Source organism: Faecalibacterium sp. Marseille-Q4137 (assembly GCF_017377535.1).
Taxonomy (GTDB): domain Bacteria; phylum Bacillota; class Clostridia; order Oscillospirales; family Ruminococcaceae; genus Faecalibacterium; species Faecalibacterium duncaniae.
Genome location: NZ_JAFREK010000047.1, coordinates 1 through 19,568, shown reverse-complemented (window position 1 = coordinate 19,568; position 19,568 = coordinate 1). Strand labels below are relative to the sequence as shown.

General features: G+C 47.5%; 20 protein-coding genes and 3 pseudogenes. 13 read left to right on the top strand and 10 right to left on the bottom strand.

The annotated features are described in order from the left end of the window. Nucleotides 1-71: 71 nt before the first annotated feature. The 3 genes and pseudogenes from J3353_RS16520 to J3353_RS14000 form a co-directional block, all read left to right on the top strand. A pseudogene (locus J3353_RS16520) lies at nt 72-206 on the top strand (DUF4367 domain-containing protein); the annotation flags it as partial. A gap of 628 nt (nt 207-834) precedes the next feature. Then, nucleotides 835-1,221 (top strand): hypothetical protein, encoded by a 387-nt coding sequence (locus J3353_RS14005; RefSeq protein WP_223382614.1) that lies wholly within the window; start codon nt 835-837, stop codon nt 1,219-1,221. 9 nt (nt 1,222-1,230) lie between these two features. Further along, entirely contained in the window at nt 1,231-1,770 is a 540-nt protein-coding gene (locus J3353_RS14000; protein ID WP_015564577.1) for a hypothetical protein, read from the top strand. Nucleotides 1,771-1,849: 79 nt separating this feature from the next. Here the strand turns inward: J3353_RS14000 and J3353_RS13995 are convergent, their stop codons facing one another. Next, nucleotides 1,850-2,098 carry a DUF6061 family protein gene (locus tag J3353_RS13995; protein WP_015564576.1) on the bottom strand — a complete coding sequence of 83 codons (249 nt, stop codon included), beginning with the start codon at nt 2,096-2,098 and terminating at the stop codon, nt 1,850-1,852. A 492-nt stretch (nt 2,099-2,590) separates the two neighbouring features. Here J3353_RS13995 and J3353_RS13990 point away from each other — a divergent pair, with 492 nt between their 5' ends. Next, nucleotides 2,591-2,842, top strand: a complete 252-nt coding sequence (locus J3353_RS13990; RefSeq protein WP_005922694.1) for a DUF6061 family protein — start codon at nt 2,591-2,593, stop codon at nt 2,840-2,842. Between the two features lie 310 nt (nt 2,843-3,152). On the opposite strand, the gene J3353_RS13985 is transcribed toward J3353_RS13990, so the two are convergent. The 5 genes from J3353_RS13985 to J3353_RS13965 all read right to left on the bottom strand — a co-directional run bounded on the left by J3353_RS13985 (nt 3,153) and on the right by J3353_RS13965 (nt 8,708). Continuing rightward, complete coding sequence (locus tag J3353_RS13985) at nt 3,153-4,091, bottom strand: hypothetical protein (protein ID WP_005922692.1); 939 nt, start codon at nt 4,089-4,091, stop codon at nt 3,153-3,155. 12 nt (nt 4,092-4,103) lie between these two features. Beyond that, the gene (locus J3353_RS13980) at nt 4,104-5,654 is read right to left on the bottom strand and encodes a relaxase/mobilization nuclease domain-containing protein (protein ID WP_112144086.1); all 1,551 of its coding nucleotides are present in this window, start codon (nt 5,652-5,654) and stop codon (nt 4,104-4,106) included. Beyond that, complete coding sequence (locus J3353_RS13975; protein WP_005934538.1) at nt 5,626-6,060, bottom strand: plasmid mobilization relaxosome protein MobC; 435 nt, start codon at nt 6,058-6,060, stop codon at nt 5,626-5,628. The genes J3353_RS13980 and J3353_RS13975 overlap by 29 nt, the downstream gene beginning before the upstream one ends. 684 nt (nt 6,061-6,744) lie before the next feature. Further along, complete coding sequence (locus J3353_RS13970; RefSeq protein WP_207685085.1) at nt 6,745-8,013, bottom strand: GHKL domain-containing protein; 1,269 nt, start codon at nt 8,011-8,013, stop codon at nt 6,745-6,747. Further along, a complete protein-coding gene (locus J3353_RS13965; RefSeq protein ID WP_005924492.1) occupies nt 8,010-8,708 on the bottom strand; it encodes a LytTR family DNA-binding domain-containing protein in 699 nt (232 codons plus the stop codon). Before J3353_RS13965 ends, J3353_RS13970 begins: the two co-directional genes overlap by 4 nt. Before the next feature lie 179 nt (nt 8,709-8,887). Between J3353_RS13965 and J3353_RS13960 the strand changes: the two genes are divergently transcribed. The 9 genes from J3353_RS13960 to J3353_RS13920 all read left to right on the top strand — a co-directional run bounded on the left by J3353_RS13960 (nt 8,888) and on the right by J3353_RS13920 (nt 14,801). Further along, entirely contained in the window at nt 8,888-9,475 is a 588-nt protein-coding gene (locus tag J3353_RS13960; RefSeq protein ID WP_005924490.1) for an accessory gene regulator B family protein, read from the top strand. Between the two features lie 12 nt (nt 9,476-9,487). Next, the gene (locus J3353_RS13955) at nt 9,488-9,658 is read left to right on the top strand and encodes a hypothetical protein (RefSeq protein ID WP_005924488.1); all 171 of its coding nucleotides are present in this window, start codon (nt 9,488-9,490) and stop codon (nt 9,656-9,658) included. An 18-nt stretch (nt 9,659-9,676) separates the two neighbouring features. After that, nucleotides 9,677-10,207, top strand: coding sequence for a DUF5626 family protein (locus tag J3353_RS13950; protein WP_005934533.1), 531 nt, complete (start codon nt 9,677-9,679; stop codon nt 10,205-10,207). A gap of 13 nt (nt 10,208-10,220) precedes the next feature. Next, nucleotides 10,221-10,367, top strand: coding sequence for a cyclic lactone autoinducer peptide (locus tag J3353_RS13945; RefSeq protein ID WP_081027705.1), 147 nt, complete (start codon nt 10,221-10,223; stop codon nt 10,365-10,367). Between the two features lie 47 nt (nt 10,368-10,414). After that, complete coding sequence (locus J3353_RS13940) at nt 10,415-11,179, top strand: hypothetical protein (protein ID WP_005934532.1); 765 nt, start codon at nt 10,415-10,417, stop codon at nt 11,177-11,179. Nucleotides 11,180-11,181: 2 nt separating this feature from the next. Next, complete coding sequence (locus tag J3353_RS13935) at nt 11,182-11,463, top strand: hypothetical protein (RefSeq protein ID WP_005943373.1); 282 nt, start codon at nt 11,182-11,184, stop codon at nt 11,461-11,463. 203 nt (nt 11,464-11,666) lie between these two features. Further along, the gene (locus J3353_RS13930; protein ID WP_005934531.1) at nt 11,667-12,233 is read left to right on the top strand and encodes a hypothetical protein; all 567 of its coding nucleotides are present in this window, start codon (nt 11,667-11,669) and stop codon (nt 12,231-12,233) included. A gap of 12 nt (nt 12,234-12,245) precedes the next feature. Beyond that, nucleotides 12,246-12,983 carry a DUF3658 domain-containing protein gene (locus tag J3353_RS16390; protein WP_223387800.1) on the top strand — a complete coding sequence of 246 codons (738 nt, stop codon included), beginning with the start codon at nt 12,246-12,248 and terminating at the stop codon, nt 12,981-12,983. A gap of 198 nt (nt 12,984-13,181) precedes the next feature. After that, complete coding sequence (locus J3353_RS13920; protein ID WP_242700981.1) at nt 13,182-14,801, top strand: recombinase family protein; 1,620 nt, start codon at nt 13,182-13,184, stop codon at nt 14,799-14,801. 12 nt (nt 14,802-14,813) lie between these two features. On the opposite strand, the pseudogene xerC reads toward J3353_RS13920, so the two are convergent. From xerC to J3353_RS13900, 4 genes and pseudogenes are all read right to left on the bottom strand, one after another. Further along, nucleotides 14,814-16,210: pseudogene (gene xerC / locus J3353_RS13915) on the bottom strand (tyrosine recombinase XerC). A gap of 12 nt (nt 16,211-16,222) precedes the next feature. Next, entirely contained in the window at nt 16,223-16,537 is a 315-nt protein-coding gene (locus J3353_RS13910) for a helix-turn-helix domain-containing protein (protein ID WP_207685084.1), read from the bottom strand. A gap of 212 nt (nt 16,538-16,749) precedes the next feature. Beyond that, nucleotides 16,750-18,112 (bottom strand): annotated as a pseudogene (locus J3353_RS13905) (VapE domain-containing protein). 76 nt (nt 18,113-18,188) lie between these two features. Then, nucleotides 18,189-19,439: a plasmid recombination protein gene (locus tag J3353_RS13900; protein WP_238078385.1), complete on the bottom strand. Its 1,251-nt coding sequence runs from the start codon at nt 19,437-19,439 to the stop codon at nt 18,189-18,191. Nucleotides 19,440-19,568: the final 129 nt, after the last annotated feature.

The window sequence follows — 19,568 nt, the reverse complement described above, 5'->3', positions numbered from 1 at the left end:
TGTTGAAATGTTAATCAGTTAGATACCGCCAGACGGTTTATTTAGAACGAGGTTAAGTTGGAACAGCCGATGCCACACTCGGAACAAACAATAGCGGAGGCCGTACAAGATATGTGCTAGTATGGGAGAAAGATGGCATATCACATACGATCATTGGAAAGATACCGCGTGAAGAGATTCTAAAAATTGCAGAGAGCATTTCCTAACTGGCTGAATTTTTGCCCACACGCTTGTAATTATTTACAAATGTGTGGACACTTTTTCGTTGAAGCGTCCAAAGCTGACAAGATTTTGAACTTTTTTCAAAAAAGCTGTCACAAACGCAGTGTGAGCAACGTTGACTAAGCAAAAGCTCCTGGGGGAGTGTACAAAATGGAGGTTATTCATTAATCAAAATGACGAAAGAAGAAATCATTTCCATGCTATCAAAGGAATTGAACAGTGAATGGACGAATGGAGTCACATGTTTGATGGTGGAAAATTCCGATAGCTATATTCCAGTAATAGTTCATCACAATAAAAATGAACTTATTGTTGAAGTAGGAGAACAAGACAAGAAGATTTACCGCATCGGACGAAATGAGCTAAATAAAACATCTTAGTCATCACCAAAAAAATCATTGAAATCAGTCACAATTTGACGCATAGAATATGAATTCAAACTTGATATGAGGTGATTCCAATGCAGAAAAAATAGAACACATATTTCGAAAATATTGCTACCATCAAACTGTCAAAGAATACAAGTCAAACGGTTCTTTGATTCGTTCTAAAACGGATTACTATCAGGCTATTGGTGGTTAAGTCACTCCGTTTGTAAGGAAAGGGTTGAAAATGGATTTTCTTAAACAAAAAGGGCCATTAGCAAGAGAATTCTGCAACACGTTGATTTACATTATTTCGTTAGTGTCATTAAAGCCTTCAAGCCTTCAGAGGGTGTTGACAGAACTTCAATGGAATGGGATGTGGTTCTTTTCTCTGGCATTTTTCGCTGTCATCTTTATGGAAATGCTGTCCGATTTTTTGCTGGTTACAGATCGCTGCACTGCATGGAAAGCATTAAATGGAAATGTCAGCGAAGCCGAATTTCACAATCTTCAGCAGATTGTCCTATGCGAAAATCAGAAAGTTTCCATTGAGAAGAAACTTGCAAGTACGATACTACTGGTTCTGATGATATGTGCAACTGCTGCATTTGTGTGGTTTACCTTTTTGGTATAAGGTTTTGTTATGAAAGAGATAATTATTATACCACATATTGGAATTGGACAATTAAAATTAGGTATGGCACCAGATGAGCTAGAAAAAACTCTTCTGCAAATGAAGAGACAATGGTCGAATTCTTCTAATGAAGCAATGCAAATGGAACGTTGTGCGGAAACCGATGACCCTAATTTGATAACCGGACGATATATGGATAATGATTCGTTCTTTCTAGTGCAGTATCGGAACGGAAAAGCTACTGAAATCGGCATCCAGAGAGATCTGTCTAAAGTTGCGTCAATAAAACTGTTCGGAATGGACATGTTTAATACAACCGCCGAGTGTATTATTGATAGCTTAATGAAAAAGGACAAAGTTATTTGCAACGAAAAGGACTTGCAACTTGGGACGGAATATATTTTTCCCAAAAGTGGAGTCCGACTCTGGAGAGAGCGAGCATTTCATCCCAAATTGTTGAAAGACCCGTTATACATGGAAGAAATGCAGGCGGTATTAGAAGACGAATACCAGTATCAGTATTTTCAGATGGTCACCATAATAGATTGAACTACTAACTAAGAGCCCTCTATTTGTAACGACTGCAAGTAGAGGGCTGTTGATCTGTTTGGAATATTTCAATTAAAGGTCAATCTTCCAGTCTGCCATGGTCGCAGCCAAGTGAAAGGTAGTGTTCAATCTCACCACTCAGCACAAGCTGGGCGTACTCCAATGGCTTATTGTAGAGCAGCCAGTCCAGTTCTGCCCGCTGTGCCGGGGTGTTGCCGTACTCGTCCTCAATGGCAATGCAGTCGATGGCAACAGCAGAGCCGTCCGCAAACTGGGCTTCCACCCGGTTGGTGTCCATATTGTAGTGGCAAGAAAGCAGTTTGTTCATAGTCGTGTCCTCCATGACTTGATTTTGATGTTCGGCCACTCAAACCAATGCCGTCAAGCCGGTGGGGGATAGAGCGATTTTATTTGTCGGGGAGTAAGTGCACGGTTTCTGCACGGATTTTGCACGGTTTCAAAACGTGCAGAAGGTGCTTTTCGTTACAAAATCCGACAAAGGGTGCAGAAATTACTGGGTGAAAAATCACGTTGTCTTGATTAAAAATAACGATGACTCGAAACTTCCATAAATTGAGACGAACCGGCGGCTTGCTCTCTTAATCAGTGGGCCCAGGGTTCGAGTCCCTGGAGGTGCACCAAACCATGAAAATCCGAACCTTTTCTCGATAGGAGAAGGGCTCGGATTTTTTGTTTTCTTCGGAAACGAGAACAATGGCTCTTCCCTTACGGCTGTGTGTCCAAAACCTTATCAGAAGAAAGACCGTATCACGAAGGTCACAACAGTAAGAGTGCCGTAAGGCAGAAGGGACGCAAGATTATGAAGTACGATGCAAGAGCCTGTCAGTTTAACATGGGCACCGGCTGTGTGGAGCTGCTGCTCCGGGATGGGCGCAAAATTTCCATCAACTGCACCGGTGTCGAGGATGCACTGGATGTTACCATGGCGCAGAGGTCTGAACTGGACTACCTCATCTACAATGACCCGCTGGCGTATGCAGAGCTAATTTTGAACGGTGAGCCAGAGGAGTATCTGAGAAATGCGGCTGGAAGTCACGGATTAGAGGACTGAACGCAAAAACAGGGTGCGCCCTGCCGGACGCACCCTGCAAAAATCCACACACGATAAGTAAGGCAGGGAGTTCCCCGACGGGAACTTCCTGTTTTTCTTTGGTTGCGATATGAGCCTGTTCCGCCTGCCATGCAGCAAATTCCCGTTGACCTTCCTCGCTGTTCCAGCAGGCAAGGATCGCCGGATAGAATGCCCGTGCCAGTCGTTCGATGGCTTCATCGGGGTAAGGGGAAATATTTGTGGACTTTTTCTTTTTGTTCAAACGCACACTCCTTTGGATTTCTGTTGACAGCATACAATGTGCCTGTTGTTATGCTGTCTGCTCATCCTCTGCGAGCGCAGATTCCAGCGAAGCAAGGTACTCCTTGTGCTTGTGGATGATTTCGAGAATGACTTCTCGCTGTGCTGTGTCTGGCATAGTTCTCAGAAGATAGTCAAACTCTGTGCGGAAACGTGTTGTAACGTGTTCCAGTGCGACATAATCATGCCGCACTTCTTCCGGGTAAGCATCGCTGTCGTAAACCGATTCGATTTTCTGAAACGGCAATACAGGTGCCTTTCCCGGTTCCCGGATGATGCCATCGGCATCCGGTTTCGGTTCAACTTTCAGTTCCGGGTGCAGGATTTCCTGCAAGGTCTGTGCGCGGGCATCATAGTTGGCTCGTGCAAGGCGGTGCATATCAGCCTTGCTGACTTTTACCTGTTTGTTCAGAATCTTCTCCCGCATACCGGGAATCAGGGATTCAGCAATTTCAACACCTTTCATGTACTTCGATGCGCGAAGTACAGTTGCCTTGCTTACACCATTTTCCTCTGCGATTCGTTCGCAGGTTTTCATGGCTTCACCGGAGTTATCAGTTTGAGAACTCCGGTGAAATCGGCCATTTTCATCATGCGATTCTTTGCGGGCTTCGCCATGAGAGGATTTTTCCGCTTCATATTGCTTCCCGATGAGGAACAGCTTCTGCTCCGGGGTGAGGTTGCGCCGCCCCAACTGATTCTTGCAGATCCATGCGAGGACTTCTTCTCTGCTTTCAAATCGGAGCGGCATGGTGGAAAAGCAAATCTCCGGGTGCTTCTGGAGAATTGCATAACGATTGTGGCCGTCAACGAGGGTGTTGTTCCAGACGATCAAAGGAGAGAGCAGCTTGCCTTCCTTGAGGATGTTTTCTTCAAGCTGCTTGTACTCATCGTCCGTCAGCGGCGGGATCTGATTCTGGAACTCCGGGTCGATTTTCAGATTGATCATACGCACAACTCCTTATCTCTCGTGATGTTGCGTCCGTTCGTCCTCCCGGAAGAACAGGGCAACATTCTGTTTTGCATCTTTCAGCTTGAGCAGTTCGATCTTGGCTTCCTTGTACTGCTCATAGAACTGGGCCTTTTCGGAAGCAAGAGCGCAGTATTCCGCTTCCAGCTTGTTCGGACTTGGCAGTTTAGTGATGTTGTTTGCCTTGAGATAGGCTGCTGCTGTCCGGTATGCTGTCAGCTCTGCACGATGCTGTTCTTCAAAGGTTGCGGGGGATTTGGCAGCGTTCCGTTTCTGCGCGAGCGGTCGGTACTGCTTGTAGGAAGCAGCATAACGGCGCAGTGTTTGGTTGTTTGCCATGCGGGTTTCGAGGTCTTTCACTACGGCCAGCGATTCATGGAACTTGGTGTCAAGCTCTGCAATTCTCTGGTCGAGTGCGTCCTCGTTGAGCAGACCTTTCTCCTGCAAAAGAATCAAGGTCTGCGCCATGGCTTTGAGGTTGTGCTTCTTCGCCCAACGCTCATAGCCGATGCCCTTGCCCTGCTTCAGTTTTGCCTGAATGTCCACCAGCTTCTTGATTCGGTCGGGTTTTTCCTCAAGATTGCTGTGGAGGATAATGGGCTGGCTCTTGGCATTTTCTTTCAAGGTGGCAAGCACGAGTTCTTTCTCAAACTTGTCACCGAGGCTGTGCGCCCGGATAAACTTCTTTCTTCCGGCTGGCAGGTAGCTGAGCCGCCCACGGCTTTTCTTGACCGTGATGCCGTACTGCTGCAAGAGCCTGTCCGAGAAATCTTCAAAGCTCGCTGCATTGTCCAGCACATCCGAGATCTGTTTCCGCAAAGTCTCCTTTGCGGTTTCAAACTCCGTTTGTGTAGGCTGCTGTCCGGCGGCAAGCAGGGCAGCGTTTTCACGGTCGAGTTTCATTTGACTGCGCCGTTTCATCCAGTATTCACGCTCGCTCACACGCTTTTTCGAGCTGAGCAGGTCGATCTGGTACAGCTTGGCATCCTGACACATTTCCATGACTGCGACACGCAGGTGCCGCATGGTCTGGGCTGTGCTGGAATGCTTCATGCCCTCACGCCAGTCACGGGGCTTTTGCATATAGGGCTTGCGCTCCACTTCTCGTGTCCGGACGCTGCCGATCACGATGTGGACATGGATATTTCCCGAATGGTTGTGTCCGTCCGGGTGGGTGCAGACGATAGCAGGATGACCGGGAAAGTTCTCTTTGCAGAAGTTCAGGCCGAGGGCCTGTGCCTTTTCCATCGTCAGCCCATTTTCGGCTGCATCCCGCGGGTCGAAGCTGATGATATACTGGTGACTCTTGATGTCATCCGGGTGGTTGTTCTTGTCGTACTTCCGGTTTGCCAGCAGGCAGGCCATTGCAAACGAGGCTTCGCCGCATTCAAGGGTGTCCAGAATGTACGATTCCCGCAGCTTGGGTCTGCTCTGTTCATCCAGAATTTTCTTGCCGGAAAATTCATCGTGCTGGTAAACCAGATAGGTCTCAGCGGCAGAGTAGTCCGAATTTTTAGAGGCGATATGCTTCAGCGTTGCCATACAGTTTACCCAGAACTTTCTCGGCGTTGAGCCGGAAGGCAGTCAGGTCTGCAAGTTCGTCCAGAAGTTTCGCCCGGAGCTGTTCGGTGTCTGCTCCGCCGGAGTTGAAGTGTCGTGCGAGTTGGTTCAGGTTGCCGCCCACCCTGCTGCACTGGGCAAGCAGAGTGGAAACGGCAGTCAGGGTTTCTTCTCCGCCGCCGGCAACGACAACGGTGCGCTCGATCTTCGCATTGTGCAGCGCACGGCGGATGAGGGTGGACAGGGAGAGATGAAGGAGTTTTGCTGTGCATTGGAGTTCCATCTTTTCAGTTTCCGTCACACGGAACTTGATGATGTGCGTTTTGTTGTTCGGCGTGTCGTGGCGGTGGGTCGTGCTGGGTTTCGTTTTGACATTCGTTTTGTTCATTGAACCTCCTGTCGTTTCGCTAGCTCCTCGGTGGAGCTATGTAAGCACGACACGCCGTTCTTTCGCACCGCAAGGTGCGAATATGAGCAGGGTTTGGGGCAGGTACGCCCCAACAAGATCACATCAAAACTCGCAAGAGTTGCAGATGTGAAGTCCCGGTGGAGCACAACATTTTCAAGAATTGAAAATTTGTGGCCACGGGACGGTTCTTGCTCTCCACCGCTGCGCTCAAAACGCATTTCCGAAAGTTGTTTCCGAATTGTTAAGACGCAAAAATAAGTAGAGAGTTCCGCTGCTCGTGTATGTTGATCGCCGTTTGCTCCGAACGAAGTTCCTGCCCCTGTTTTGCAGCGGCGTTGGCCGAAAAGCCGGTATCACGCTCGGACGGCTCATGAAATTCTCAAGGTACGGCTTCCCCAAAAAGAAAATACCGCCCACGCAGTACAGGCGAAGGATTTTGTCGGGTGAAACAGACGGCAAAATGATCGGGTGTGTTGCGGGGCGGTAAATCTTCGCAGGAAATAAAACCGCACAGAATCGTTTCTTTACAGAAATCGCTGTGGATTTGTTGGGAATGATAACATAAGTATTGATGTGTGTCAACACTTCAGGATAATGAATACATCAGATGAATGAAACACACAAAGTACAAGCAAAAGCAAAGCAATGTTTTAGGAGAATGTTTTAATTTTCGCAGTTCAGGCGGACTTGGACGGTAAACACACCGTCTTTCTTTTTCGTATAGAAGTCACCATGGTTCTCCTGAACGATACGATTTATATTTTTTAGTCCGTAACCGTGATACTCTCCGATGCGGATTCCGCGAGAAGTATCACTGTATGGGTTTTCCAGCCGATAGAAGAGGCTTCGATACTGCTTGCGCAGCTGTAGATGAATGATTCTCTGTTCCGCTGGCAGGTCGCAACAGGCTTCGATGGCATTGTCAAATGTGTTTCCGATGATGATGCTCAAAGACAACGATGAGATCGTCAGAACTTCAGGAATCGTCACATCCAGTTTGACTTTGATGTTATTCCTTTCCGCAATTCGTAAGTAATAATTCAAAAGAGCATCAACAACAGGATTTCCGACAGCAGAAATATTTGTGGAACGCTCGAAAACATTCGTGGCGGCCTGTGCGATCTTGTGAAGTTCTTCGGTATCACCGTGTTCTGCAACTGCCTGCATCGCCAGAATGTATTTCTTCACATCATGCTGTAGAGAACGGACTTCTTCCTGACGTTCTTTGAGCTGCTGGTAGTATTCCATTTGAAGGTTGTACTGCTGCTCATTGAACTTGACTTTGAATTTTTCTAGCTCATTTTCCCGGAGAGCTTCCACATAGAACACGATCAGGATGTTTATAAGGAGAAGTACAGCCATAAGGCCGACCATATAATCAGGGAAATAATCATCCGCAGCATGATACTGTGCCACATAACAGACCGCGATACTTGCGATTTGAATCGCAATGATCGGCAACAGCCATAGGATGCGCAGAGCATTTCCCTTTCGGCTGAAAAAATGTGAAATCAGAACTACGAGTGGAATTTGAATCAGGTTTGAAAAAACAATATAGACCAACCGTGCTGCCCCAGCCTGCATTAGAATGTCGGTATCCGGGATACGCAGCCCAATCAGAAGCATTGCAAGCACTTCCACCAAAGCAATCAGTGTGAAGAAAGCTCCGCTTGCAAAAACCGCCTGCCACGGTCGAACCTCATAGAACAGCAATGCAAGGAAAAATCCGCCAACTAAAAGATAGATCGTGCGCTGCGTCACCCAATCCGGGAATAAACTCAAAGCACACTGCCCAGCAATCAAGAGTGCAACATAGGCATAGAACCACCTTGAGACGGGCTCCTTTTTGGGAAACAGCCGACCGATAAAAAGCAGCAACAGGGCAATGTTGGCAAAGCTCCCTGCAAACTCAACGAAATAATAAAGCATCATCTTCCCAAATAAGCGTTGAAGATCTGATTGAACTCCTGACGCTTCCTCCTGCTGATCGGCAGCTGATGTCCGCTGGAAAGAAAAACAGCGGTTCCCGTAGCGTAAACAATGTGTTCCATGTTGACGAGATAACTTTTGTGTGGTGACACAAAGCACCGTTTGGGAAGCTGCTCCAAGGCTTCAGGAATGCTCATTCGCAATGTAAGGTCTTGCTCCTTGCAGTGAATCAGAACTTTATGTCCGTGGCTTTCCAGAAAGTAAATGTCCGATGTTTCCAAGGACATGGTAACACCATCGTATTCGATCGTGAAATGTTTGGAGTTCAGTTCCTGAAGGACGGCATCCATTGCCGCAGCGAACAGCGTCTGATCCAAAGGTTTGACAAGGTAGCGGAATGCAATGCCATATCCCTGCACAGCGTACTCATGCCGCTTCGTGACAAATACCACCAAAGGATGCTTCTCCATCTGAATCAAAGACTGCGCCAGCTGAAAACCGTTGGATGGCATCTCGATATCGAGAAGAAGCAGATCAAAGGATTTCTTCTGCATTTGCAATTCGCTCAGAAGTTCGTTTCCATCCATGTAAGTTTCAATGTCAAAGCAGCCTTGCACATCGTACTGCTGGACGCTTTGAACAATGCCATCAAGGTCTGATTTCTCATCATCGCAGACTGCAACGTGGTACTTCAGCATTTCGACAACCTCCACAAAATAATGTCCTGCTACTATTATAGACTGTGCAAAGGCTCCTTACAAGTAGCCTGACCTACCACTTTTGTCACCAGAACGACCAGTTTTGCCAAACCTCTTGATTTTGCTGAAATTTATGATACAGTGAAGCAAAAATCAGAAGATAAGGTGGCGCAACTGCAATGTGGGAACGCACGCTGTCTCAAAAATCAGTCCGTCTTTTCTGCGAGCAAAAAGTGATAGATGAAGCAAAGGCGGATGCGTATGTCTATGGGTACGAGTTGCTCATATCATCTGTTGTGAGCGTTCTGCTTGTTGTTTTAATCGCTGTTGTGTGTGGTGATGTGCGGTACGCACTTTCATTTTTGATTGGGTTTATCCCACAGCGAATCTACATTGGCGGATACCATGCAACATCGCACACCAGATGCTATTTGGCATTCTCCGGACTGGCACTTATCTGCATTTTGCTAAGTAAGGCAATCGCAGCAAATCACCTTTTCCGTATCCTGACAACAGTAGCTCTTTTGGGCATCTCTATCTTTCTCTCACCTATCGAAGCAAAGAATAAGCCTTTAAGTGAAAAGAAGCGGTCAAGTTACAAGATGGTCGCATCTGTTCTTTCGTCAATAGATTTCCTGCTTGCCATTTTTAATGTGCTTCCGTATACACGTCATGTAGTTTGCTACTATCTCTCCAAATGGGTATTGATTGTATTCTCAACAATTCCTTTGGTTCAACAAAAATTTAATGCCAACTTTTGTAGATAGGGAGGTGATAACATGAAAAAAAACAAATGGGTGCTGCTTCTTATCGCTTTTGTTGCATTTTTGGTATTGGTTTATTTTATTGGTGCTTGCCTTAATGCAACGGCAGAGGCATTGACAATTATTTCGCTCTGCATCGGCATACTGGTCATTTATTTAGTCGTAAAAGCAATCAAATCAAAATAAGGAAAGGAAAATGTGATCATGAGTACAAGAAAATTCATCAAAAAACTTACGGCGAGTCTGCTTTTTATTGCGGTTGTAATGTCGTTTGGCGTTCAGTCTGCCTTCGCTGAATCGAATTCACCGAAAGCTACCGTTAAGAACAATGTTGTTACTTTTAGCAATCTCGATCAACTGAAGGCAAACGAGAAGCTCGCAATTGCGGTAGTTGACAGTAATGGTGATCCAGCAACTATTACTATCGAGTCAGTGGACAATTCAATTTCTCGTGTAGCGAAATCGTCGAATTCTTGGAAGGTTTCGTATAAGGGAGTGGTGATTCATGCATATTTTTATATGACAGTGACGAATAACAAAGTCACAAATGCATGGGACTATTCGATTACAACTTTGGGTTCCACATATAGTGATGCAAGTTTGACGTATAACTCCAGTTCGGCAAAACTCACCTTTACCAGTAACGCTTATAATGGTATTGCTTCTCATACTTGCTGGCTGAAGGGAACTCCTCGCGGAACAAACAATGAAGTCGATGTAACGTATTCTATGTAATGTGGAGGACAATATGAAACAGAATTCACAAAAACTGATTTTTTTCCTGAGTAAAATTACATGTGCTTTTGCAATGGCGATTGCAGTCTTAAGTGTGAATAGCACCTGCTGCTTTACAGCGTATCAGCCGGATGTCCCTGAATCGCTTGATCGCAACTAAACTCATATGATAGACATTATATCAAAAACGATGTGAGGTGATAGAATATGAAAGATGTATCTCGAAGAGAATTCTTGAAAACTTTATGTTTAGGCATAACAGTAGCCGCTTTACAAAATTTGCCAATGACAACGGCTTTTGCAGACAGTGCAATCAGTAAAACAAAAATTATTTCTAAAAGCGACCGTGAAAATTTGGTGGCTACTGTTGCAAGAACTGTGCAAGTGTCCTACAAAATAGATAAAAATACGATCATTGAAGTAACTCGCTTTACTGATATTGATGGACAAAATGTTACCTTGAACCGGAGCGTTAAAGAAGATGGTACAGGTGAACTTGTCTATACGAAAGCCCAAAAAACGAAAAAAAGCAAATTGACCAATCAAAGCTATGATGTCTTTTTGAAATTAGCAACTTCAAAATCTATGCCTCAAACAAGGGGAGCCACTGTTGGAAGTGATGTTACAGGATCACAGTATAAGCATATATTTGTATCAAATCTCAGCTATACAATTGACAATACGGCGATTGCGCAAATTGAGATTGGTGGAGTTGAAACTGCAGCAAGCCTTTTAATTACTGGGTTGCACTTGCCGGGAAGCACTGCTGTTACGGTTGGATCCTTTTTGGTTAGTGTGGTTCTAGCTACTTCTCCATCGAAAGTTGTTATAAATCAATCGCTGTATGAAGTCCATTTCGCATATGATAATAGCTACTATACCCATTGCTATCATGATATTTTGTATTCGTATGATTCCGGTGGACACCTTATGGATACTACAAAATCGTACCATCAAGCTGTGGGAGGCTAAGAATGAAAAAAGGCAAAAGCAACTTTTTTCTTATTGCTCCTTTTGCCCTTTGGGGCTGCATTTCAGTATGGACTAGTAATCTTGTCCGATTGACAGATAAAAGCGCAGTACCTTATGCTTGGGCTTCTTTGTTTTTCTCATATGGAATCGTAGCAGTGCATTATATCCAAGTGGCAGTATCCTCCAAAGGCTGTAACAATGCCGAAAACGAAAAAATTGCATGGGTTCAGCTTGGGCTTTCAACTTTGTTCTTGATAGTAGCTGTTGTTCTAGCTATTCAATGAAGGAAAGCAAAGTAATCACCCAAAGCAGTGTAAGGTCACAATATTTTCTATTCCAGCAGTATTCTAGTAGTTTCAGCATTTGTATGGTTCACATTTATTTGCCGAGGAGTATACACCTGAAGGGGAAAATTTAATGAAGGTGATTCCAATGGAGCTTTAGTGTATTGAGTGAAGAAAAAAAATAAATTAGGAGGCAGTATACTATGACTAACAAAATCAAACGGCTGATTTCCATTCTATTGGTCACGGTTTTATTTCTCCTGACCATTCAGCCAGCATTTGCAACTGGAAATAAGAGAAAGATCGATGATTATTCGATAGAAGAACTTCTCAATCTTTCTGTGCAAGAACAAGAGAATCTCGGATTTTATGTTTTGGCCGAGGTTCCAATGCGCATTCCTGTTTCTAATACAGACGGCTCAAGAGTTGTATCGTATATTGATGGAACATGGAGAGTTCTTTATACAAAGGCCAATGGATTGGGCTTTTATATGAGTGGAACTACCGTCGGTATTGGCCCGGATTTAATAAAAAATGTTTCAGGAACGGATTACTACACGAGCTATTCCGATAACATCGAACGAAGCTGCCCATTTTCAACGACAGCACTAGTTCCAGAACAAAGTATATATAATACAACCTATACATATGACTTCTATGATGTTGGAACTTATCTTGATTGCAGCGTTGGGTGTTATTTTGGAGTGGTTGGCTCAAGCAAACCAATCTATTGGAGTGCAACTACACAAGTTACCATCCCGAAATTATGATTTTGACCAGCTATGGATGAAATTGTTTTTGAACCCAGTGATGTCAATATGTTAGCAGCTTTAGGCATCGTCGAAAGTGTAAAGTTGTTTCCGTTTATGTTATCAATGGGAGAACTTCAATATGCTTGCGATTCAGAATATCGTTGCAAACAATTCGTGAATTGCCTTTCAGAATATTATCCTGACAGCCAAATTGAAGCTAGACAACTGTGGTCGAAATATCATGGTACAGCGAATGCGGTTCAATGTGATATGATAAATCATAAGCCACTGCGTGTTTGGGTCAGGAGTTCTGCCGATTGTTGGTGCGGCATTTATTATATTTGTTACTATGCAGCAAAGTATGGTACAAATAGAATTTTGCTTGCATCCAGAGAAGGTCTGAAAGAATTTATGGAAGGGAAAACCGATAAGATCTCACAAAAGTATTTGACGGAAGAAACTATTACTGAGTATGCCAAAAGATGGGGAAAGCTATTAAACGAAAACACCTCCATGCGTATTTGGCATGCGAACGATGTTAAAAGCGTTAACATAGATTATTTCGACCAGAGAATTATTAGTTTAGTATCGAGAATTCCTATTTCGGTTGGTGAACTTACCGCAGACGTATTAAAAGCGATTTCTGCTCCGGTAAGTGACTGGTATGTCATGAAACGCATAGAAGCACTTTTGAAAAAGGGTGTTCTTCAAGTCGTTATTCCAAACAAAATCTTTTATAATACCATCGTCCAGCTAAACGAAGAATAAAGGAATCCGAGCAAGTCGGCCCAACAGTCACCTCATTTCAACGAGAGGGGTGGCTGTTGGGTCAATTGTTCAAAAAGAAAAACTGAAGATAATAAAAAGTCTTGATTTCTCCATCAAAACATGGTATATACATTATACGAAACAGTGCTTTGAAAGAACGCTCCACCGTTCAATGATGTAGAATGAGAGGTGTCCGTCATGACCGCTGTAATCTACGCCCGCTATTCATCCGACAGCCAGCGTGAAGCGTCCATTGAGGGACAGCTGCGCGACTGCAAGGACTACGCCGAGAAGAACGGCATCACCGTGGTCGGCACCTACATTGACCGTGCCTACTCTGCCAAAACGGATGACCGCCCAGACTTTCAGCGGATGATCAAGGACAGCGGAAAGAAAATCTTCGACGTAGTTCTGGTCTGGAAGCTGGACCGCTTTGCCCGGAATCGCTACGACAGTGCCCGGTATAAGACCCAGCTGAAGAAGAACGGTGTCAAGCTCATGTCGGCTACGGAGATCATCTCCGAGGGGCCAGAGGGTATCATTCTGGAATCGGTTCTGGAGGGCTATGCAGAATACTACTCTGCCGACCTTGCCGAAAAGGTTGTCCGTGGACAGACAGAGAACATCCTGAAAGGCCGCTGCAACGGTGGTCGTGGAACGTTTGGATATACGCTGGATTCCGAGCGGAAATTTCACATCGACCCGCTTGCCTCCCCTTTCGTGCTGGAATCGTTCACGAAGTATCGGGATGGCCTCACGATGAAAGAGATTCGGGACTGGCTGAATGAAAACGGCATCAAGAACCCGGTCGGAGGCGAATTTACTTACAACAGCGTGGAGCACATGCTCAAAAACCGGCGTTATATCGGAGAACTGAAATTCCGGGATGTGGTCGTGCCGGATGCGATTCCGCCCATCGTGCCGCTGGAACTGTTCGATGATGTGCAGGAAAAGATTGCCAAAAACAAGAAAGCCCCTGCCCGAAGAAAGGCAGAGGACGATTACCTGCTGACAACCAAGCTGCACTGTGGTTGCTGCGGTGCGCTGATGTTTGGCGAAAGCGGCACAAGCCGGACGGGAGAAGTCCACCGCTACTATAAATGTGCCACGGCCAAAAAGAAGAAGGGCTGCAAGAAGAAAACTGTCCGCAAACAGTGGCTGGAAGATCTGGTGGTGAACCAGACCATGCAGCTTGTCCGGGACGATGCCGCCATGGAATCCATTATCGCCAAGGTCATGGAGCTGCAAGACCGAGAGAACACCAACCTTCCTCTCTATGAGAAACAGCTCCGGGATGCAGAATCGGGTATCCAGAATATGCTCAACGCAATTCAAGCCGGAATCCTCACCAGTTCCACCAAGGAACGGTTGGAACAGCTCGAAGAAACCAAGCGTGAGCTTGAAGCCCGCATTGCGGAAGAAAAGCTGGCAAAGCCAAAAATCAAAGAGGAATTTATCCGTTTCTGGCTGATGCGCTTCCGTAAACTGGACATGAGCCTGAAAGACCAGAGGCAAGCGTTGGTGGATACGTTCATCAATTCGATTTATCTGTACGATGATAAGGTTTTGATAACCTTTAACTATAAAGAAGGTACACAGACCATCACGTTTGAGGAAGCGGCCCAAGCCGCATCAAAGGAAAATGGTTCGGATTTGGATTGCTTTACTGCACCAGATATTGAACGTCAAATCGTAAGATTTGGCGTTCTTTCTTTATGTAGGAAAGCGGCTGCACACTTTCTGCACACCGTTTGCACATTTGCCAGAATCGGGGGCTTTTCTGCGCAAGGTTTGCATAGCCTGCTTTCCTTTGCATAAAAAGAAGAAATTTTAGGCGAACAAGGCTCTCGTCAATTCTCTGCGTTCGTCTGCGTCCATCAGCCGGATGGCTTCAAGGATCTCCCTGCCGGAGATTTTTGTTGCCGCCGGCTTTTCATTTTGCCGGGGCTGGGGTGCTGCCGGGGTCAGGTCTTGGGAATAGAAGTTCGCTTCGATCTTCTCTGCCAGTTCCAGCCGGGGCTTGTCCTGCGTGTGGGCGTAGGTGTCCATCAGGACAGATGCGGTGGCGTGACCTGTATTGCCCTGCACCGACTTGAAGTCGCCGTCCGACTGCAAGAGCTGATAGGTGGCACTGGAGTGCCGCAGACCATGGAACACGATCTGTTCAAACTCCGGGTGCTCCGCTCTCCACAGACGGTACCATTTCGTCAGCAGCTCCGGTGCGATGGGCAGACCGTCCGGGAGCCGGAACAGCTGTCCGCAGTTGTTGTACTTCTCCGGGGCGCTCTGCTCGTCCTGCTTGAGCTTTTCAAGCCATGCTTGAAGTTCCTCTTTCAGAGGTTTGGTCATATACAGGATACGATTTGACTTCTTGGTCTTGGGCTTTTTCGGGATGAGAGAGGATTTGCTACCCTCACGCCTGTCCGGGAACGTGTAGTAGACCTGCTTGGGGTCGAGCTTTTCCAGAGCGTCCTTGTTGGCTCGCTGCATGGTCTTATTGACCGAGATAGTGCCACGCCCATCGGCTGCATCAAAGTCCAGATCACTCGGCTGTAGGCCGAGGATTTCGCCCTCACGGAGCGAAAGGATCATGCTCATGTGCACCGCTAGATGCAGGGCAGGGTTCTCGATGGTCTGCAACGCTGCCAGCATGGTTTTCCGTCCCAGATGGTGCGTTCCTCGATGTTGACCTTGGGGGCATCACGGGGCAGGGGAATCTTGTGGATCAAGTCCCATTCTACCGCATAGGAAAATGCGGTCTTGAGTAGCGTGTGGACTTCGTGGATGGAGGTGCTGGACAGCAGCCGCTTCTTTTGCTTGTCGGAAAGCTTCTGTTTCACACCGTGCACATACTGCCCGCAGGGGGTCTTGGCAAGGGTAGCATAGAACTTTTCAATGTCGTAGGTTCGCAGCTCCTGCACCTTGCGATTGCCGATATAGGGCACGATAAGGTTCTGCACCATCGCCACGGACTGGGTGTAGGTCTTGGGTGACCACTTGTGTTTGGTGGACTGGATCGGAATCCACTTGTACAGCATTTCCTCGACCGTTATGGTGTCGGGAACAAGGAACGTGCCGTCCAGCAGTTCTTTCTCGACCGTGATCTTTCGCTCCTGCGCCTCCTTCCTGGTCTTGAAACTCTCCCAGCCCTCGCAGGGTTTGCCGGAATGGTCTTTGTACTTGTAACGGACGGAGTAGGAATCTCCGCGCTTCATAATAGATGCCATAGATTACCTCCCTCAGACCGCCGCAAACCAGTTGTCGAAGCTCTGCTTGTTTACCCGGATACTGGTGCCGATGCGCAGCACCCGAAAATCCTTCGTGGTGTTGCACAGGTTGTACGCAGTGCGAGGAGAAATCGCCAAAAGCTGGGCGATTTCCTCCACCCGGTAAACAAGAGGTTCGTGCTTGGCTGCTTTGGTCTGGTCAGAAGATTCAATGGCAGGGGATTTAGACGCTTTCATTGTAACCGGGTTCGAGTCCTTTTGCAAGAACTTATTCGTATAATTTTCGGATTTCACAGTTTCGGTCATGTCAGGCCGATTCATATTCATAGGCAGACCTCCAATTCCTTGTAACCGAACGCCTGTAACCGGGTAGGAAAACTCTCTTTTTCTGCACACAGGCTGTCCGATGCACTTTATACTTTTTCTTATTCTTTTAAGGTTACATGGTTACAGAAAGAGGAAAACGCAGCAGTCATGCGGCTTTTGGGCTGTAACTGTGGCGTAACCGAATCTGTAACCAGACGTGTAACCGCTGTCCATCAGAAGGGAAATCCCAGTTGCTGGGCTTCCGCATCCGTCATTTCGGAGAAATTTTCAGCCCCGGTTTCGGGGCTGGTTACGCGCTCCCAGCCTTTCTGAACACCGTACTTCGGGTAACGCTTGGCGGTCTTGTGCGCCTGCCAGCCTTGGATATCGCCGCGCGAAATTCCGGTGTTCATGATCTCGCAGATAGCACGGGTCTCCCACTCTGCCGGGATATTGGTGTTGCCCAGTGCTTCCGCGTAAAGCTGCTTGGAACACACCCGGTCACCCGTGTAGTCCTCCAGAAAGGCGTAGATCATGCCAGCCTGCGCATCCTCCTGCATGAAGTCCTGTTGGTGAGCTTGCAGCGTTTCCTGCATAGCGGGGCTGAACGCCAGCTTGTAGTTGCCGCTGTTGTAGATGGTCATGGCTTCTGCCCAAAGCTGGTCGATATAGGCACGGGATTCGGCTTCATCGTCTAGAATGTGGACTTCTGCTCGTTCCGCATCCACCGGAACAGGGATGAAGCGGCGGTTGCCTGTGCGGTCACGGGGCAAAAAATCCTGCCGATTGGTCGTACCAGCAAAGACACACTGGCGCAGACGGTCGGCAGGATGTGTTTCGTAGGGGACTTTATAGGTTTCCTTCTGCTTGCTGAGAAAGCTCTTGATTTCCTCGATGCTTTTGGCATTGGCGGTGGCGATCATCTCCGACATTTCAATGATCCAGTGACCTTGCAGCTTGCGGTACACGTTGTCATCGTCCAGCCGCCGCAGGTCATCCGAGAACCACTCGTCCTTGACGGCCAGCAGCCGAAAAAAGGTGGACTTCCCCGGTCTCGCCTGTCGGCTCGGTCGGTGCTTCAAAATGCTTACAGCATTTTGAGGTCGCCACTGGCGACCCGCACCCTTGACCGCCCACCAGACAGAGCATGGTCTCAAATTTACATCCCGGCTGGAACACCCGCTTGATGGCTCCCAGCAGAAAGATTTTCATGGCTTCGCAAGTGTACTCATCCTCCGCAGCACCGAGAAAATGGTGCAGGACGTGGGCTATCCGTTCCGTGCCATCCCATTGCAGACCGTTCAGGTAATCCCGGATGGGATGATAACGGTTCTCGTTGGCAACGATGCGGATAGCAGATTCGATTTTCTTTTCGCTGGAAATGCCGTATTTCTCCATCCTCCGCAGGATATACTTCATGTCCGTGTCGTTCAGCGTTTTACCGGAACGGGGCCAACCCACAGGCTTTACAATGTCGATGCGCTCGCTCAACAGGTTCAGCCGGATGGCATCGGCAAGCACATGGTCGTTCTGCAGAATCGTGATGCAGTTTTGGATCGTCCGCTGAATTTCGCCATTGGAGTGCTTGGTCAGCATTTCTTTCACATCGGTAACGGTTCGGGGAGCACGTTCTTCGTTGACTTCTTTGCTCAATAAACATCACCTCGTGCTATTATTGAAACCGATTTTCTGACTTTTCGGCGGCAGGCGGTGCGGACGGCTTCCGTTGGGTCTGTTCCGCCTGCAAGCGGTTCAGCAGTTGCAGCACCGAATCTCGTGCTTTCTCCTTAACCTGCTCCTTGCCTTTCTGACGGACTTCCGGCTTCAGGAGCTTCTCCTGCAGACGTGCGGTGGTGGTCTGCATGGTCTTGAGGAACTTGTCCAGCACGGTGTCCAAACGGTGGGCGGCGTATTCTCTCGTGGTCTGCGGAGCCTTACGTTCCGGGGACAGCACCCACTTTTTCGTGTCCTCGATCATCCGCATATCTTCCTTCCGGGTCTCGGTGCGCACCACATCGGTCACGACCTCCACCGCCTTGTCGTAGGCCGCAGCCGAAACTTCATCGATCAGAGTTTCCATGTCGTTGACCTTGAGGGTCAATTCGTCCAGCCTGTTCTGCTGGGCGGTAAGCTGCTCCTTCTGCTTGGCAAGGATGAAGTCCTGTTTTTCCAGATATTTGCGGTTGCCGTATTCTGCTTCTTCCTCCAATTCCAGCCCGTGCAGCTTGGCAATCTCGAACAGCATCTTTCGACAGGCGGCATCAAAGGTGATTTTGCGGTTGTTGCGGCGGCTGAGGGGCTTGTCCGGGTCGGGCAAGTTGAAGCCCAACGCTTCCAGTGCCTTTTCCTGCTGAGGAGCGATCTCGCCGTACTTGTTTTTGCAGTCGAACACATGACGCTCATGGATATGCGGTGTGCTTTCATCCAGATGCAACGCCCAGTCCAGCACATGAACGTGTTCGCCGAATTTAGCCTTAAACTCCTCAATGAACTCGGTGACGATGTTCAGCAAGTCCTTTGCCGAAGCGTGTTCATCCAGCGTTCCCAGCTGGTAGATGGTTTCTTCCGGGCAGGTCTTGCGGCTGGACAGCAGGTCAGGAATGGAGCGATTACGCTCCGTGTGCCGAATCTTGGCATTGCGCTCGTTCTGACTTTCCACAAAATTGGAATAGCGGCTCTCGTAAAATTGCCGTTCTACATCCGAGAAGGTCGCCGCCAGATCATCCGGGTCTTGTGGGTCGAGAGCCGAACGGAAACTGTGAAAGCAGTCCCAGTAGATGTTGCCCTTTGCTCGTTCCGGGTCGATGTGCTCACTGTTGGCAAGGTTGAAACTGCGGTCATTGTGCTTTGGGTTGTAGGTGCCTTGTGCTCCGGCTCGTCCGTTGTGTCGTGTTAATTTCAGATAGACATCCCTCCGTTTCAACAGCTTGGTGGGGGAGAACGCAGCAGCGGAGCTGCTGGATCTGCCGCCGTTTTGCGCCAGATAATACCCAGTAAGATATGACGCACAGCATCATATCACTGGGCAAGGCGTTCCCCCTTGACTCCCTTC

Bases quoted from the DNA above. Each gene is read 5' to 3' on its own strand.
- J3353_RS13960 (WP_005924490.1), top strand. From the start codon at position 8,888: ATGTGGGAACGCACGCTGTCTCAAAAATCAGTCCGTCTTTTCTGCGAG.
- J3353_RS13945 (WP_081027705.1), top strand. From the start codon at position 10,221: ATGAAACAGAATTCACAAAAACTGATTTTTTTCCTGAGTAAAATTACA.
- J3353_RS13985 (WP_005922692.1), bottom strand. From the start codon at position 4,091: ATGATCAATCTGAAAATCGACCCGGAGTTCCAGAATCAGATCCCGCCG.
- J3353_RS13980 (WP_112144086.1), bottom strand. From the start codon at position 5,654: ATGGCAACGCTGAAGCATATCGCCTCTAAAAATTCGGACTACTCTGCC.
- J3353_RS13965 (WP_005924492.1), bottom strand. From the start codon at position 8,708: ATGCTGAAGTACCACGTTGCAGTCTGCGATGATGAGAAATCAGACCTT.
- J3353_RS13935 (WP_005943373.1), top strand. From the start codon at position 11,182: ATGAAAAAAGGCAAAAGCAACTTTTTTCTTATTGCTCCTTTTGCCCTT.
- J3353_RS13990 (WP_005922694.1), top strand. From the start codon at position 2,591: ATGAAGTACGATGCAAGAGCCTGTCAGTTTAACATGGGCACCGGCTGT.
- J3353_RS13955 (WP_005924488.1), top strand. From the start codon at position 9,488: ATGAAAAAAAACAAATGGGTGCTGCTTCTTATCGCTTTTGTTGCATTT.
- J3353_RS13995 (WP_015564576.1), bottom strand. From the start codon at position 2,098: ATGAACAAACTGCTTTCTTGCCACTACAATATGGACACCAACCGGGTG.
- J3353_RS13920 (WP_242700981.1), top strand. From the start codon at position 13,182: ATGACCGCTGTAATCTACGCCCGCTATTCATCCGACAGCCAGCGTGAA.
- J3353_RS13970 (WP_207685085.1), bottom strand. From the start codon at position 8,013: ATGATGCTTTATTATTTCGTTGAGTTTGCAGGGAGCTTTGCCAACATT.
- J3353_RS14000 (WP_015564577.1), top strand. From the start codon at position 1,231: ATGAAAGAGATAATTATTATACCACATATTGGAATTGGACAATTAAAA.
- J3353_RS13940 (WP_005934532.1), top strand. From the start codon at position 10,415: ATGAAAGATGTATCTCGAAGAGAATTCTTGAAAACTTTATGTTTAGGC.
- J3353_RS13910 (WP_207685084.1), bottom strand. From the start codon at position 16,537: ATGAATATGAATCGGCCTGACATGACCGAAACTGTGAAATCCGAAAAT.
- J3353_RS14005 (WP_223382614.1), top strand. From the start codon at position 835: ATGGATTTTCTTAAACAAAAAGGGCCATTAGCAAGAGAATTCTGCAAC.
- J3353_RS13975 (WP_005934538.1), bottom strand. From the start codon at position 6,060: ATGAACAAAACGAATGTCAAAACGAAACCCAGCACGACCCACCGCCAC.
- J3353_RS13930 (WP_005934531.1), top strand. From the start codon at position 11,667: ATGACTAACAAAATCAAACGGCTGATTTCCATTCTATTGGTCACGGTT.
- J3353_RS16390 (WP_223387800.1), top strand. From the start codon at position 12,246: ATGGATGAAATTGTTTTTGAACCCAGTGATGTCAATATGTTAGCAGCT.
- J3353_RS13950 (WP_005934533.1), top strand. From the start codon at position 9,677: ATGAGTACAAGAAAATTCATCAAAAAACTTACGGCGAGTCTGCTTTTT.